18 protein-coding genes, 1 pseudogene and 1 riboswitch are annotated in these 13,372 nt (G+C 70.5%); of the genes and pseudogenes, 1 reads left to right on the top strand and 18 read right to left on the bottom strand.

The genetic code is table 11. The features are described 5' to 3' along the window. Positions 1–16: 16 nt before the first annotated feature. The 7 genes and pseudogenes from OWR29_RS07555 to OWR29_RS07525 form a co-directional block, all read right to left on the bottom strand. A pseudogene (locus OWR29_RS07555) lies at positions 17–586 on the bottom strand (thiamine phosphate synthase); the annotation flags it as partial. Beyond that, positions 580–1,323, bottom strand: a complete 744-nt coding sequence (locus OWR29_RS07550; protein WP_267561778.1) for a thiazole synthase — start codon at positions 1,321–1,323, stop codon at positions 580–582. The pseudogene OWR29_RS07555 and the gene OWR29_RS07550, both read right to left, overlap by 7 nt. A 2-nt stretch (positions 1,324–1,325) precedes the next feature. Then, complete coding sequence (thiS, locus tag OWR29_RS07545; RefSeq protein WP_267561776.1) at positions 1,326–1,529, bottom strand: sulfur carrier protein ThiS; 204 nt, start codon at positions 1,527–1,529, stop codon at positions 1,326–1,328. Further along, on the bottom strand, positions 1,529–2,527 hold the full coding sequence (thiO, locus tag OWR29_RS07540; protein ID WP_267561775.1) for a glycine oxidase ThiO: 999 nt from the start codon (positions 2,525–2,527) through the stop codon (positions 1,529–1,531). The genes thiS and thiO overlap by 1 nt, the downstream gene beginning before the upstream one ends. Continuing rightward, positions 2,524–3,123 (bottom strand): thiamine phosphate synthase, encoded by a 600-nt coding sequence (locus tag OWR29_RS07535; RefSeq protein WP_438872557.1) that lies wholly within the window; start codon positions 3,121–3,123, stop codon positions 2,524–2,526. Before OWR29_RS07535 ends, thiO begins: the two co-directional genes overlap by 4 nt. Next, a riboswitch (TPP riboswitch) is annotated at positions 3,117–3,228 on the bottom strand. (Overlaps the previous gene by 7 nt.) A gap of 35 nt (positions 3,229–3,263) precedes the next feature. Beyond that, a complete protein-coding gene (locus tag OWR29_RS07530; RefSeq protein WP_267561774.1) occupies positions 3,264–4,910 on the bottom strand; it encodes an ABC-F family ATP-binding cassette domain-containing protein in 1,647 nt (548 codons plus the stop codon). Positions 4,911–4,943: 33 nt separating this feature from the next. Next, positions 4,944–5,558, bottom strand: a complete 615-nt coding sequence (locus OWR29_RS07525; RefSeq protein ID WP_267561773.1) for a class I SAM-dependent methyltransferase — start codon at positions 5,556–5,558, stop codon at positions 4,944–4,946. Positions 5,559–5,654: 96 nt separating this feature from the next. Between OWR29_RS07525 and OWR29_RS07520 the strand changes: the two genes are divergently transcribed. Then, the gene (locus tag OWR29_RS07520; RefSeq protein ID WP_267561772.1) at positions 5,655–6,488 is read left to right on the top strand and encodes a hypothetical protein; all 834 of its coding nucleotides are present in this window, start codon (positions 5,655–5,657) and stop codon (positions 6,486–6,488) included. Between the two features lie 10 nt (positions 6,489–6,498). Here OWR29_RS07520 and truA read toward each other — a convergent pair whose 3' ends face one another. From truA to map, 11 genes are all read right to left on the bottom strand, one after another. After that, on the bottom strand, positions 6,499–7,311 hold the full coding sequence (gene truA, locus OWR29_RS07515) for a tRNA pseudouridine(38-40) synthase TruA (RefSeq protein ID WP_267561771.1): 813 nt from the start codon (positions 7,309–7,311) through the stop codon (positions 6,499–6,501). Positions 7,312–7,449: 138 nt separating this feature from the next. Further along, positions 7,450–8,043 carry a 50S ribosomal protein L17 gene (rplQ, locus tag OWR29_RS07510; RefSeq protein WP_267561770.1) on the bottom strand — a complete coding sequence of 198 codons (594 nt, stop codon included), beginning with the start codon at positions 8,041–8,043 and terminating at the stop codon, positions 7,450–7,452. A gap of 33 nt (positions 8,044–8,076) precedes the next feature. Then, positions 8,077–9,099 carry a DNA-directed RNA polymerase subunit alpha gene (locus OWR29_RS07505; RefSeq protein ID WP_127499772.1) on the bottom strand — a complete coding sequence of 341 codons (1,023 nt, stop codon included), beginning with the start codon at positions 9,097–9,099 and terminating at the stop codon, positions 8,077–8,079. Between the two features lie 90 nt (positions 9,100–9,189). Further along, the gene (gene rpsD, locus OWR29_RS07500) at positions 9,190–9,816 is read right to left on the bottom strand and encodes a 30S ribosomal protein S4 (RefSeq protein ID WP_127499773.1); all 627 of its coding nucleotides are present in this window, start codon (positions 9,814–9,816) and stop codon (positions 9,190–9,192) included. A gap of 17 nt (positions 9,817–9,833) precedes the next feature. Then, positions 9,834–10,241, bottom strand: a complete 408-nt coding sequence (gene rpsK / locus OWR29_RS07495; RefSeq protein ID WP_014440747.1) for a 30S ribosomal protein S11 — start codon at positions 10,239–10,241, stop codon at positions 9,834–9,836. 17 nt (positions 10,242–10,258) lie between these two features. Then, positions 10,259–10,639: a 30S ribosomal protein S13 gene (rpsM, locus tag OWR29_RS07490; protein WP_097322757.1), complete on the bottom strand. Its 381-nt coding sequence runs from the start codon at positions 10,637–10,639 to the stop codon at positions 10,259–10,261. Between the two features lie 154 nt (positions 10,640–10,793). Next, on the bottom strand, positions 10,794–10,910 hold the full coding sequence (gene rpmJ, locus OWR29_RS07485) for a 50S ribosomal protein L36 (protein WP_015619018.1): 117 nt from the start codon (positions 10,908–10,910) through the stop codon (positions 10,794–10,796). A gap of 48 nt (positions 10,911–10,958) precedes the next feature. Continuing rightward, the gene (gene infA, locus OWR29_RS07480; protein WP_007073013.1) at positions 10,959–11,180 is read right to left on the bottom strand and encodes a translation initiation factor IF-1; all 222 of its coding nucleotides are present in this window, start codon (positions 11,178–11,180) and stop codon (positions 10,959–10,961) included. 235 nt (positions 11,181–11,415) lie between these two features. After that, positions 11,416–12,018, bottom strand: a complete 603-nt coding sequence (locus OWR29_RS07475) for a DUF1707 SHOCT-like domain-containing protein (protein ID WP_438872562.1) — start codon at positions 12,016–12,018, stop codon at positions 11,416–11,418. 52 nt (positions 12,019–12,070) lie between these two features. Further along, on the bottom strand, positions 12,071–12,511 hold the full coding sequence (locus tag OWR29_RS07470; RefSeq protein ID WP_267561767.1) for a DUF1707 SHOCT-like domain-containing protein: 441 nt from the start codon (positions 12,509–12,511) through the stop codon (positions 12,071–12,073). 26 nt (positions 12,512–12,537) lie between these two features. Further along, the gene (gene map / locus OWR29_RS07465; protein WP_267561766.1) at positions 12,538–13,371 is read right to left on the bottom strand and encodes a type I methionyl aminopeptidase; all 834 of its coding nucleotides are present in this window, start codon (positions 13,369–13,371) and stop codon (positions 12,538–12,540) included. Position 13,372: the final 1 nt, after the last annotated feature.

The following is a 13,372-nucleotide window of genomic DNA, read 5'->3' as shown; positions in this document are numbered from 1 at the left end:
TGCCGTCGGGCCGCCGGGCCGCCTTCGCGGAGCCGAACGCCCGCGCCAGCTCCAGCGCGGTCCGCTCGGGCTCACGCGAACGCATGATCGCACCGAGCACCGCAATTCCCGCCGCGCCCGCACCCGCGCACTCTCTCGCCCGCGCGGCCGAGTCGATGCCGCCCAGTGCCAGCCACGGAACATCCCCGGCCAGCTCGGCTGCGGCGGCCAGGCCCAACGCCGGCCCGTATCCAGGTTTCGTGTCCGTCAGCCAGATCGGCGAGAGCGTCGCGTAGTCCTCATCGGACAAACATCCGTGCCGGGAGCGGCCGACCAGCCGCACTTCAGCGGTCGGCCGCGGATCACGTTCGGCCAGGTGAACAGCATCGCCGCCGAGTGGATCAGGCCCGGCCACGATCAACCGCCCCGGTGGCAGCACCTCTCGCAGCGCCGCCGCCAGCTCGGCCCGTTCGGCGTACGGCAGATCTCGCTCGCGCAGAATGACCCACGATGCGCCACCGCGAACCGCGGCCCGCACCACGTCGACCAGCGGCCCGCGAGCGATCCGCCGATCGGTGAGCACGACGAGCCCGCCCGGCGTCACCATTGCGCCAAGCCTTCGTCCGATGTGGACGCCAGCGCATGGAAGCGCCGCGGGATCCGTCCCGCCTCGAACGCCAGCCGGCCCGCGATCACCGCGTGCCGCATGGCGTCGGCCATCGCGCCGGGGTCGTCGGAGCGAGTGATGGCGCTCGCCACCAGCACCGCGTCGCAGCCCAGTTCCATCGCCAGCGCCGCGTCCGAGGCGGTGCCGATGCCCGCGTCGAGCACGACCGGCACGTCCACGCTCTGCCGGATCAGCCGGATGTGGTGCGGATTCGAGATGCCCAGGCCGGAGCCGATCGGCGACCCGGCCGGCATCACCGCCGCGCAGCCCACGTCGGCCAGGCGGCGGGCCAGGATCGGGTCGTCGCTGGTGTACGGCAGCACCGTGAAGCCGTCGCCGACCAGTGTTTCCGCCGCTCGCAGCAGTTCGACGCCGTCGGGCAGCAGGGTCCGCTCGTCGCCGATCACCTCGAGCTTGATCAGGTCGGTCTCGAAGGCGTCGCGGGCCAGGTGGGCCGTCTTCACCGCGTCGCCCGCCGTGTAGCAGCCGGCCGTGTTGGGCAGCACCCGCACCCCGAGCTTGTCGAGCATCGGCAGCAGGCCCGGCCCGGCCGCGTCGACCCGGCGCAGCGCCACGGTCACCAGGTCGGTTCCGGAGGCGACGACCGCCTCCTCCAGCGCGGCCAGGCTGTTCGCGCCGCCCGTGCCCAGGATCAGCCGTGATTTCCCGAACAGCATGGTCAGCCTCCCTGAGCGGCCGTGAGCACTTCGACGGAGTCGCCCTCGGCCAGCGCCGTGACGGCCCACGTCGATCGGGGCACAACTTCGCCGTTAACCGCCACCGCCACGCCCCGCTGCGCCTCGGTGATCGTCTCGACCAATTCGCGTACGGACAGATCGCGCACGAACCCGTCGGAGCTCCGCCCGTTCACCGTCAGCCGCATCAGAACCTCCCCGGGGAGAAAGGCGATGGGGGCGAGGAACCGTCCAGCACCAGGCCGGCGATCAGGTCGGCGGTGACCGGCGCCAGCAGCACCCCGTTCCGGAAGTGCCCGGCCGCCACGATCACCCGCTCGTCGAGCCGCCCGAGCAGTGGCGCGTTGTCGGGTGTGCCGGGCCGGTGTCCCACTGTCGTTTCGGTGAGCTCGAACTCGGCCAGCCCCGGCACCAGGTCGAGGGCCGCCCGCAGCAGGTCGCGCACGCCACCCGCCGTGACCAGCCGGTCGGTCCGTTCCTCCTGGGTCGCTCCCACCACGACTTCGCCATCAGCCCGCGGCACGATGTAGACCTCGCGCCCGTCGACCGCCGCGTCGAGCACGTGCCGCAGCAGGCCGGGTTCGCCACGCAGCCGCAGCACCTGGCCCTTCACCGGTCGCACGGGCAGCCCGGTCAGCGCGGCCGTGCCACATCCGGCCGCCACCACTACCGTCGCCGCGTCCACATCAGACAGCGAGCTGACGCGTTTCAGCACGACCCGCGAGCCGAGGCGTTCGCGCAGTGCCCGCACCACCTTGCGCGGGTCGACCTGCCGCTCCTCACGAGCGAGAACCCCGGCCCGTACGCGTGGGGACAGCGCTGGTTCGAAGGTGCGCAGCTCCGAGGGGCGCAGCAGCGGCAGTTGCTGCCGGCTCCACACCCGCGCCCGTTGGGCCAGGTCGTCCGGGGTCATCGCGAGGCTCAGGGTGCCCGTGTCGTCGTACCCGACGTCGACGCCCAGCTCGGCCGCGAACCCCGGCCACAGCTCGGCCGAGCGTTCGAGCAGGCGGATCAGCTGCGGGTCCTCGTGCTCCGACTCACCGCCGGGCGCGAGCATCCCGGCCGCCACGTGCCACGCGCCGTCGTCCCCGCCGTCGAGGACCGTCACGTCCGCACCACGGCTCATCAGGCGGTAGGCGATCGAGAGCCCGATGATCCCGCCTCCGACGACGACGGTGCCGCTCATGCCGGCGCCCCTTCGAAAGCGTCGAGGGCTCGCAGGAACGCGCCGGTGGCCGCGGCCGGGTCGGCCGCAACCGCCGAGATCGCGGCCACGCCGTAGCAGTCCAGTTCGGCCACTCGGGCCGGGGTGATGCCCGCGATGGCGATCACCGGCGTCCCCGGCACGGCTCGGGTTATCGCCGCGACTCCCTCGGGCCCGATCGGGTCGGGCAGCCCGGTCTTGCTGCTCGTCGCGAAGGCCGGACCGACACCCAGGTACGTGGCGCCGGCCGCCACCGCCTCCCGCGCGGCCGCCGGATTGCGGCAGGTCGCGCCCAGGATCAGCGCCGGCCCGAGCGCGCGCCGGGCGGCCGCCACCGGCAGGTCGTCGGCGCCCACGTGGACCCCGTCCGCCCCGGCCGCCAGGGCCACCCCGACCCGGTCGTCGACCAGGCAGAGCGCGCCGGCCGCCCGGCACAGCTCGAGGGCGGCCACCGTCAGCGCGTACGCCTCACGGTCGTTGGTCTTGACCCGCACCTGGACGGCCACCGGCCCGTGCCCGAGCACGCCCCGGACGACATCGAGCGAGTCGGTGACGACATGCAAACGTGGAAACGACAACTGACGCTCCTCCCTGCGCCGGCATGATCCGGATCAGGTTCGACGGTCGGGGGCCGCGTCAGCCCCCCTCTCAGCCCGGTGCACCGGACTCCCGCGGGGTTGTGTTGCCTCGGACCATAACCCGGCCCGAGGCCAAAAAACTAGCGCACGTCCCACACTGGTTCGGGCGTCTCGACGACCTCGCCGTCGCCCTGGAACAGCACGAAGCGGTCGAAGGAACGGGTGAACCAGCGGTCGTGGGTGACCGCGATCACCGTGCCCTCGAACTTGTCGAGGCCCTCCTCCAGCGCCTCGGCCGAGGCCAGGTCGAGGTTGTCGGTCGGCTCGTCGAGCAGCAGCACCGTCGCCCCCGACAGCTCGAGCAGCAGCACCAGGAAGCGCGCCTGCTGCCCGCCCGAGAGCGTGCCGAACCGCTGGTCGCCCTGGGCCGCCAGCTCGTACCGGTTGAGGGCCTTCATCGCGCCCGCCCGGTCCATTCCGGAGCGGTGGTCGTCACCCCGCCACAGGATCTCGACGAGCGTACGTTCCAGCAGCTCGGGCCGGTCATGCGTCTGCGAGAAGTGCCCCGGCCGCACCCGCGCGCCGAGCCGGGCCACACCGTGGTGCGCGACGTGGGCCAGGGGTGCGCCGTCGACCGGCTTGTTCTCGGCCTCGGGGTCGCTGCCGCCGGCCGCCAGCAGCCGCAGGAAGTGCGACTTGCCGGTGCCGTTGGCGCCCAGCACGGCCACCCGGTCGCCGTACCAGATCTCCAGGTCGAACGGGAACGTCAGGTCTTCCATCTCGAGCTGCTCGCAGATCACCGCGCGCTTGGCCGTGCGCCCGCCGCGCAGGTTCATCCGCAGCGACTGCTCCTTGGGCGGGGTCGGCGGCGGCCCGGCCTCTTCGAACTTGCGCAACCGGGTCTGCGCGGCCTGATAGCGCGAGGCCATGCCGTCGTTGAAGGTCGCCTTCTGCTTGAGCGACAGCACCAGATCCTTGAGTTTCTGATGCTCCTCGTCCCAGCGCCGGCGGTTCTCCTCCATCCGGTCGTGGCGGTGCAGGCGCGCCTCGTGCCACGACGCGAAACCACCCGGGTGCGTCCACGCGGTGCCACCCTCGACCGCCACGACGCGGTCGGCCGTTTGGGCCAGCAGTTCCCGGTCGTGCGAGACGTACAGCACGGATTTCGCCGATTCGCGCAGCCGCGCCTCGAGCCAGCGCTTTCCCGGTACATCGAGGAAGTTGTCCGGCTCGTCGAGCAGCAGCACCTCGTCGTCCCCGCGCAGCAGCAGGTCGAGCGCGAACCGCTTCTGCTGCCCGCCCGACAGTGTCCGAACCGGACGGTGGCGCACCTCGTCCCAGGGCTTGCCGAGAATAGCGACGGCCACGGTGTCGAAGAGCACTTCGGCGTCGTAGCCCCCGGCCTCGCCCCAATGGGCCAGAGCGTTCGCGTACGCCAGTTGGCTGCGCTCGGTGTCGTCGAGCCCCGCCGCCGCCTTGGCCAGCCGTTCGCCCGCGGCACCCAGGTCGGGCTTGACTAGCGACAAGGCCAGATCTTCCAGCGTACGGTCGTCGCCGATCATGCCGATGAACTGGCGCATCACGCCCAGCCCACCGGACCGTGCGATCGTGCCCTCGGGCAGCGCCAGGTCGCCGGCCACCATGCGCAGCAGCGTCGTCTTGCCCGCGCCGTTCGGCCCGACCAGCGCGACCTTGGCCCCCTCGCCGACCCGGAACGCGACGTCGGCGAAGAGCCGCCGCCCGTCGGGCAGCACGAAACCGGCTCCGGCGACATCCACGTAACCCATGGCCGCCATCATCCCTGGGGCCGCCGCTTTACGTCAGTCGGTTTTTCTGCCGACCCGCAGCACGCGGAAGCCCCGCTGGCTGGCCATACGCTCGACTTCCCAGCCGCCCTCGACCAGCCAGGCGTGAAGCGAGTCACCGCCCAGATGCCGGTTGATCACCAGCCAGGCCACGCCCTCGGGGGCCAGCCGGGGCAGCCAGCGTTCCATCAGCGCGCGCAGCTCGGCCTTGCCCACGTGGGTCGGCGGGTTGCTCCAGATCTGGTCGAACGTGACGCCGGCCGGCACGTCGTCGGGCGCGGCCACCCGTACGCGATCGGCCAGCCCCAGCGCCGCGGCGTTCAGGACGGTGAGCTCGCGGGCCCGGGAGTTCACGTCGACCGCGTGCACGACCGCCCGCGGCGACTCGGTGGCCAGCACGCAGGCGATCGGCCCGTAGCCGCAGCCGAGGTCGAGGAATGTGCCGGTTGCCCCGGCGTCGGGCAGGTCGCCCTTGCGCAGCAGCACCGCGGTGCCCGGGTCGAGCCGGCCCGCGCTGAACACGCCGTTGGCGACGGTCAGCCGGTAGTCGCGGCCCGCCACGCTGAACGCGATCTCGCTGCGCTCCTCGGGCGCGGCGGGATCGGCGCTGAAGTAATGGTCGGCGGTCACCGCACCAGTTTGCCGCCGGTAAACGCGCGGGCGTTCGGCGGGGTGCCGCACAATCTGTGCGTTCATAGATCACCGTGCGCTTCTAGCGTGGTCGCCATGCGGTACGGCACCCCTCCTCGTCCAGCCCACCGCGCGACCGCCGACGGCGGCCTGGTGCTCCTGGTCCGCGGCATCGGATCGGGTGGCCAGCACCGGCCGCCGCCGGCGCCACCCCCATCACGCGTCCGGCGGGCCCCGGCCCGGCGCCGGGCGGCCCGGACCGGTGTCGAGCCGCAGCGCGCGGTGCTCTGGCTCACCCAGGGCATCGCGGGCGTCATCCTGCTCGGGCTCGCGCTGACCATCGGCTTCCTGATCCTGGCCTCGGACCGGCACCAGCAGCAGTCGGTGACCCCGGTCGCGCCGGCCACACCCGACCTCGGGCAGGTCTTTCCCGGTGACGAGATCCGACCGGCCGGCGCCACGGGGGCCTACCGGATCGAGATGCGCCACCTGGACGCCGACTGCGCCACGGCCACCACCGGCCGGCTGGGCGCGGTGCTGCTGGGGCACGGGTGCAGCGAGGTCGTGCGGGCCGGGCTGACCGCGCCGTACGGGGATTACCAGGTCACGGCCGGGGTGTTCACGCTGGCCGACGCGTCCGCCGCGGCGGAGGTCGACGATCTGGTGCGCGGCCTGGTCGAGACCGGGGACGGCGGGTTCACCACGGTCCCGGCCGGCCCGGCCGACGCCTCGACGGCGCAGGTCGGCTGGCGCACCCGCGGGAACTTCCTGCTGTACTGCGTGATCACCCGGCCCGACGGGCATCTGGTGCCCGCCGACGACCCGTACGCGGCCCGGATCACGGCCGAACTCGTCGACACCCACCTCGGCGGTTCGGTGGCGGGCGCCCCGGCTCCCCCGCAGCCGCCGGGCGTGCTCGCCGCCTCTTGAGAGCGGTTGATCAGGCCCGCAGTCGGCGGGTCGCTTCGGCCCGTACGGCGTAGTCGCTCTCGTCCGGGTAGCCGACCGCGATCAGCGTGAGCCCGTGCGCCGGCGCCACCGTCACTGAGCTGGAGCGCTCGGACAGCGCGAGCAGCTTCGACGGCCAGCCCGGGTCGCGCCGCCCGTCGCCTACGGCCAGCAGCGCCCCGACCAGGCTGCGCACCATCGACTGGCAGAACGCGTCGGCCTGCACGGTGGCCACCACAATGCCGTCCGGATCGCGCCGCCAGTCGAATCGCGTGATGGCCCGAATGGTCGTCGCGTGCTCTTTCCGCTTGCAGTAGGCCGCGTAGTCGTGCTCCCCGGTCAGCCCGAACGACCCACCATTCAGCCGTTCCACATCAAGCGGCCGCACCCACCCAATGGTGTCGTGCCTGCGCAACGGCTCCGGCCCCCAAACAGTGTCGGCAACCCGGTACTCATACCGCCGATAGGTAGCCGAGAACCGAGCATCAAACGAAGACGGCACCGGCACAATTGCCTTGACCCGAGCATCCCCCGGCATCAACGCAGCCAGCCGCCGCAACAACGACGACTCAAGCTCCTCCCACACCGTTTCCGGCAGGTCCACATGACACACCTGCCCCGAGGCATGAACCCCCGCGTCCGTACGTCCCGCGACCGTCAGCCCCAGCGGGGTCTCAGCTCCGACGAGCCGTCCGAGGGCCTCAATGAGCACACCGGCCACAGTTCGCCGACCAGGCTGGATCGCCCACCCCGAAAAATCGGTGCCGTCATAAGAAACGTCCAGCCGCAAGCGGATGGATCTCATAAGCGCAACACCCCTCCACGGCCCGAACCACCAACGGCGCCGGGGAACACTCCGACGTATTCATGCGCACCAGAACTCGTACAAGAAAAGAGCCCGACACCCACACGGGGTGCCGGGCCCTCAAAAGAACCGACTTGCTTAGGCCTTCGGCTCGTCTTCGCCTTCGGCCTTGTCGCCCGGGCCTTCGGCGCCCTTGTCGCCGGAAGCGCTCACCGGCGGCTCGGCGTCCTGGTCCGTCGTGGCCTCGGTACCGACAGCGGTCGAGGTGGAGGTCGAAGCCGGAGCCTCGTCCTCGCGGGCCAGAGCCTCAACCTTGTCCTGCTGAGCGGTCGCCTTCCGAGCGGCCTTCTTGGCAGGAGCAGTAGTAGCGACCTGCAGCTCCTCGACCAGCTCGATGACGGCCATGGGAGCGGCGTCACCCTTACGCGGGCCGGTCTTGGTGATGCGGGTGTAGCCACCCGGCCGGTTGCCGTAACGCGGAGCGATCTGCTCGAACAGGGCGTACACGACGTCCTTGTCCTTCACCGTGGCCAGCACCCGGCGACGGTTGTGCAGGTCGCCGCGCTTGGCCTTGGTGATGAGCTGCTCAGCCAGGGGGCGCAGCCGGCGCGCCTTGGCCTCGGTGGTCTTGATCTTCCCGTGCCGGAAAAGCTCGGTGGCCAGGTTGGCCAGGATGAGCTTCTCGTGCGCCGGGCTGCCGCCGAGGCGGGCTCCCTTGGTGGGCGTGGGCATTCCAAATGCTCCTTGTGAATGGCGGCCGGGCTCTTAGAGCTGCTCGGTCTCGCGGTAGTCGTCGGTGTCGTAGTCCACGTCGCCGAACGAGTCCACGACGTGCGCGGGGTCGAAGGACGGCGCGCTGTCCTTGAGGCCCAGCCCCATTCCGGCGAGCTTCATCTTGACCTCGTCGATGCTCTTCTGACCGAAATTCCTTATATCCAGAAGGTCGGCCTCCGTCCGCCCGATGAGTTCACCAACGCTGTTGATGCCCTCACGCTTGAGACAGTTGTACGACCGGACGGTCAGGTCCAGCTCCTCGATCGGCAGCGCCAGGTCGGCAGCGAGCTGCGCGTCCTGCGGCGACGGGCCGATGTCGATGCCCTCGGCGGTCTCGTCCAGCTCGCGGCAGAGGCCGAACAGCTCGACCAGCGTGGAGCCGGCCGAGGCCAGCGCGGTGCGCGGCGAGATGGAAGCCTTGGACTCGACGTCGATGATCAGACGGTCGAAGTCGGTGCGCTGCTCGACACGGGTCGCCTCGACGCGGTAGGTCACCTTCATGACCGGCGAGTAGATCGAGTCGACCGGGATGCGGCCGATCTCGGCGCCGGCGCTCTTGTTCTGCGCCGCCGTGACGTAGCCACGGCCCCGCTCGACGGTGAGCTCCATGTCGAGCCGGCCCTTGCTGTTGAGCGTGGCCAGCTTGAGGTCGGGGTTGTGCACTGACACGCCGGCCGGGGGCTGGATGTCACCGGCGGTGACGTCGCCCGGGCCCTGCTTGCGCAGGTACATGCTGACCGGCTCGTCGTGCTCGGAGCTGACGGTCAGCTCCTTGACGTTCATGACCAGCTCGACCACGTCCTCCTTGACACCGGGGATCGTGGTGAACTCGTGCAGGACGCCGTCGATCTTGATGCTGGTGACCGCCGCGCCCGGGATGGACGACAGCAGGGTCCGCCGCAGCGAGTTGCCGAGGGTGTAACCGAAGCCGGGCTCCAGAGGCTCGATGGTGAACCGGGAGCGGGTCTCGCTGATCGACTCTTCGGAGAGGGACGGCCGCTGGCTGATGAGCACGCTGTTCTTCTTTCTGTCAGGCCATCCGCTATTTGATGGCCATCCATTGATGCACCGGGGGCGCCACGGTCGGCGCCCCCGGCGGGAGCACTACTTGGAGTAGAGCTCGACGATCAGCTGCTCCTGGACCTGGGTGTCGATGACAGCCCGGGCCGGGAGCGAGTGAACGAGAACCTTCATCTCGCTCGGGATGGGCTCGAGCCACGCCGGCACGGGCCGCTGACCGGCCTGGGCCTGGGCGACGACGAAGGGAGTCATCTCCTTCGACTTCTCCCGCGTGGTCACGATGTCGTGCTCCTTGACGCGGTACGACGGGATGTCGACCTTGACGCCGTTGACCAGGAAGTGGCCGTGCTTGACCAGCTGCCGGGCCATGTCCCGGGACTGCGCGAGGCCGGCCCGGTAGACGACGTTGTCGAGACGCGACTCGAGGATCTGCAGCAGCACCTCACCGGTCTTGCCGGGCTTGGTGACAGCCTCCTCGTAGTAACCGCGGAACTGCTTCTCGAGCACGCCGTAGACGCGGCGGGCCTTCTGCTTCTCGCGGTGCTGGAGCAGGTACTCGGTCTCCTTGGTCCGGCCACGGCCGTGCTGGCCGGGCGGGAAGGGACGCGACTCGAACGGGCACTTGGGCCCGTCGCACTTGCTGCCCTTGAGGAACAGCTTCATCTTTTCGCGGCGGCAGCGCTTGCAGTCCGCACCTGTGTAACGAGCCATGCTTCTCGATCTCTCCCTTAGACCCGGCGGCGCTTCGGCGGACGGCATCCGTTGTGCGGCTGCGGCGTGACGTCACTGATCTGCCCGACCTCGAGGCCGGCGGCCTGCAGCGAACGGATCGCGGTCTCGCGGCCGGAGCCGGGACCCTTGACGAAAACGTCGACCTTGCGCATGCCGTGCTCCATGGCCCGGCGAGCGGCGGCCTCGGCGGCCAGCTGCGCGGCGAACGGGGTCGACTTGCGGGAGCCCTTGAAGCCCACCTGGCCCGAGGAGGCCCAGGAGATGACCGCACCGGTCGGGTCGGTGATCGACACGATGGTGTTGTTGAAGGTGCTCTTGATGTGCGCCTGCCCGTGGGCGACGTTCTTGCGTTCCTTGCGCCGGACCTTCTTGACGGCGGCCCCAGCGCGTGCCTTCGGTGGCATAAGTCAGTGCGCTCCTATTACTTCCGACCCGGCTTCTTCTTACCTGCAACCGTGCGCTTCGGACCCTTGCGCGTACGCGCGTTGGTCCGGGTGCGCTGGCCCCGCACGGGGAGGCCCCGGCGGTGGCGGATGCCGGCGTAAGAGCCGATCTCGACCTTGCGGCGGATGTCCGCGGCGACCTCGCGGCGCAGGTCGCCCTCAACCTTGAAATTGCCCTCGATGTAGTCGCGGAGCTGGACCAGCTCCTCGTCCGTGAGGTCCTTGGCGCGCTTGTTCAGGTCGATCGCGGTGGCGGTCAGCGCTTCGACAGCGCGGGTGCGACCGATCCCGTAGATGTAGGTGAGCGCGATCTCCATCCGCTTTTCGCGGGGCAGATCGACGCCGACGAGACGTGCCATATGCGGGCATGCTCCTCAGAATCATTCGGAGGTCTGTGCCAGTCCCACCCCGTCTGCCCGGACGGGCCCCGGCCTCCGCGCCGGGGGTGTGGCCACTGGACGTGGCCGGGACGAGCTTGTTCGTGATGCCGGATCTGGCAGCTGTACCGGGGACTCAGCCCTGGCGCTGCTTGTGGCGCGCGTCGGTCTTGCAGATGACCATGACGCGGCCGTGCCGCCGGATGACCCGGCAGTTGTTGCAGATCCGCTTGACGCTCGGCTTGACCTTCACGGTTTGCCTTAACTCTCAGCGGGACGGGAACGAGGTCCCCGCGCCCAGTCACTTGTAGCGGTAGACGATTCGCCCACGGGTGAGGTCGTACGGCGAGAGCTCGACGACGACTCTGTCCTCGGGAAGGATGCGGATGTAGTGCTGCCGCATCTTGCCTGAGATGTGTGCAAGAACCTTGTGACCATTGGCGAGCTCAACGCGGAACATGGCGTTCGGCAGGGGCTCGATCACACGGCCCTCGATCTCGATGGCTCCGTCTTTCTTAGGCATGTCCTCCGCTACCTGACACTGGGGTTCGGGGCTTGCCGCACAACGTCTTACCCGAGTCGATGACCGACCCGGACCAGCCGCGGCTCCTGCCCGTCCTCGAAGCGCTGAGGACATGCCGGAGTGGACGCTGCGCGCCAGCTAGCCAGTGTACGCGCGCCGCAGCGGCGACACCAAACCGAGGTCGCCGTTACCCGGGGTCGGGTGTGTCGCTGCCCGGAAATCCGGACAAACAGCGTTATTGACCCCGTCTTGGCTTCGGTGGCAGGTCGCCTCGCGCCACCGCCTCGGCGATGAACGCCTTGCGCTGCTCCTTGCTCGGGTTCTCGGGCAGCTCCCCGGCCGCGATGGCCTGGGCGTAGAGCGCCTTGCGGTCGCGCTTGTGCTCCCGCAGCCGGCGCCGGTGCTCCGCCTCTTCGGCGTGCTTGCGCGGCTCGCCCGAGGCCAGGCCCGCGACGGTGCGGACGAGAAGGACCACACCCCACGGCCCGATCACCCAGGCCGGCCAGTAGAAGACGGCCTCATTGCTCGCCAGCGACGAGATGCCCCAGATCAGCGTGAAGAACGCCGCCGCCTTGGCCCACGAGCCCCACACGTGAGCGAGCCAGGCCTGGCGCACGCCGTCGTCCGGCACCTGAACGGCGACCTCGGCCGGCTGGGCCGGCACGAGCGGGGCGGCGTTGGGCAGGTCGGTCAGCAGGCGGTCGAGTTCGGCGTACGTCTTGGCCGCGTACGCCCCCTGCAGGCGCTCGTCGTACTCGGCGAGGTCGAGGCGGCCCTCCTCGAGGGCGAGGCGCAACTGGTCGGCGACCTGCTTGCGGTCGTCGTCGGCCGCCCGCATCTGCTCCCGGCTCACATCAGCCATGGTGGCACCCCCGATCCAGCATGCCCGGTCAGCGCCCCCGGCCGCCGAAACGGCGGCCGAAGAACCCGAGGATCAGCGGGATCAGCGTCCAGACCGGCCAGAAGTACAGCAGCTCGCCCGACGCGATGCTGGTGATCCCCCAGATCAGCACGCAGACGGCCACCACGCCCGCATAGCCCCCGAGCCACTGGGCGTCGTTGCCCTTGTCCGTGCCACCGGCCGCGGCGGGCGGCTGGGGCTGGGCGGCCGGCTGGATCTGGGAATGCTGCACCGGGACCGTGCCGGGCAGGTCGTCGAGCAGCCCGTCGAGGTCGCGGAAGGTCTTGGCCCCGTACGCCCGCTGCAGGCGCTCGTCGTACTCGTGCAGGTCGAGACGGCCCTCGTCGAGCGCCGTCTTGAGCTGTTCCGCGACTGCCTTGCGGTCCCCGTCACCGGCACGCATGTCCTCACGACCCATGCGTCCCAGCATGCCCGAGAGAATCACCGACCGGTAGGTCAGGACTGGCGGGCGGTGACCAGATCGCCGAGCCGGGCCCGGCCGCCGTCGACCGCGGTGGTGACCCAGACGCCGTCCTCGAGCAGGCACATCGTGTGCTCGACGTGGGCGGCGATCGAGTTGTCGCGGGTGACGACCGTCCAGCCGTCCGAGAGCTCGGCCGTCCGCGGCGAGCCCAGCGTGATCATCGGCTCGATGGCCAGGCACAGCCCGGGCACCAGGCGCGGGCCCTTGCCGGGCTTGCCGTGGTTGAGCACGTGCGGGTCCTGGTGCATCTCGGTGCCGATGCCGTGCCCGCCGTAGCCGTCGACGATGCCGTAGCGGCCGGCCTTGCGGACCGTCTTCTCGACGTTGAACGAGATGTCGGTCAGCTTGCCCCGGCCGTTGGCCGAGCCGCGGGCGGCGGCCGCGATGCCGGCCCACATCGCCTCCTCGGCGACCTCGGCCATCTTGAGCAGCGCGGGATCGGTCTCGCCGACGCCGACGGTGATCGCCGAGTCGCCGTGCCAGCCGTCCAGGATGGCGCCGCAGTCGATCGAGATCAGGTCGCCCTCGCGCAGCACCTGCTCGGCGCTGGGGATGCCGTGCACGACCTGCTCGTTGACCGAGGCGCAGATCGAGGCCGGGAAGCCGTGGTAGCCCTTGAACGACGGGATCGCCCCGGCGTCGCGGATCACCTTCTCGGCGATCGCGTCGAGGTCGGCGGTCGAGACGCCGGGGGCCACGACCTCGCGCATGGCCTGCAGCGCGGCGGCGACGACCAGGCCGGCGCCGCGCATCTTCTCGATCTGGTCCGGGGTCTTCAGCTGAATGTCCAGTTGGGGGCGGCGCACG

Source organism: Paractinoplanes pyxinae, from assembly GCF_026626335.1.
In the GTDB taxonomy this organism is placed as follows: Bacteria; Actinomycetota; Actinomycetes; order Mycobacteriales; family Micromonosporaceae; genus Actinoplanes; species Actinoplanes pyxinae.
This window is presented reverse-complemented; position numbering and strand designations above follow the sequence as displayed.

Bases quoted from the DNA above. Each gene is read 5' to 3' on its own strand.
- OWR29_RS07550 (WP_267561778.1), bottom strand. From the start codon at position 1,323: ATGCTGTTCGGGAAATCACGGCTGATCCTGGGCACGGGCGGCGCGAAC.
- thiS (WP_267561776.1), bottom strand. From the start codon at position 1,529: ATGCGGCTGACGGTGAACGGGCGGAGCTCCGACGGGTTCGTGCGCGAT.
- thiO (WP_267561775.1), bottom strand. From the start codon at position 2,527: ATGAGCGGCACCGTCGTCGTCGGAGGCGGGATCATCGGGCTCTCGATC.
- OWR29_RS07530 (WP_267561774.1), bottom strand. From the start codon at position 4,910: ATGGGTTACGTGGATGTCGCCGGAGCCGGTTTCGTGCTGCCCGACGGG.
- OWR29_RS07520 (WP_267561772.1), top strand. From the start codon at position 5,655: ATGCGGTACGGCACCCCTCCTCGTCCAGCCCACCGCGCGACCGCCGAC.
- truA (WP_267561771.1), bottom strand. From the start codon at position 7,311: ATGAGATCCATCCGCTTGCGGCTGGACGTTTCTTATGACGGCACCGAT.
- rplQ (WP_267561770.1), bottom strand. From the start codon at position 8,043: ATGCCCACGCCCACCAAGGGAGCCCGCCTCGGCGGCAGCCCGGCGCAC.
- rpsD (WP_127499773.1), bottom strand. From the start codon at position 9,816: ATGGCTCGTTACACAGGTGCGGACTGCAAGCGCTGCCGCCGCGAAAAG.
- rpsK (WP_014440747.1), bottom strand. From the start codon at position 10,241: ATGCCACCGAAGGCACGCGCTGGGGCCGCCGTCAAGAAGGTCCGGCGC.
- rpsM (WP_097322757.1), bottom strand. From the start codon at position 10,639: ATGGCACGTCTCGTCGGCGTCGATCTGCCCCGCGAAAAGCGGATGGAG.
- infA (WP_007073013.1), bottom strand. From the start codon at position 11,180: ATGCCTAAGAAAGACGGAGCCATCGAGATCGAGGGCCGTGTGATCGAG.
- OWR29_RS07475 (WP_438872562.1), bottom strand. From the start codon at position 12,018: ATGCGGGCGGCCGACGACGACCGCAAGCAGGTCGCCGACCAGTTGCGC.
- OWR29_RS07470 (WP_267561767.1), bottom strand. From the start codon at position 12,511: ATGCTGGGACGCATGGGTCGTGAGGACATGCGTGCCGGTGACGGGGAC.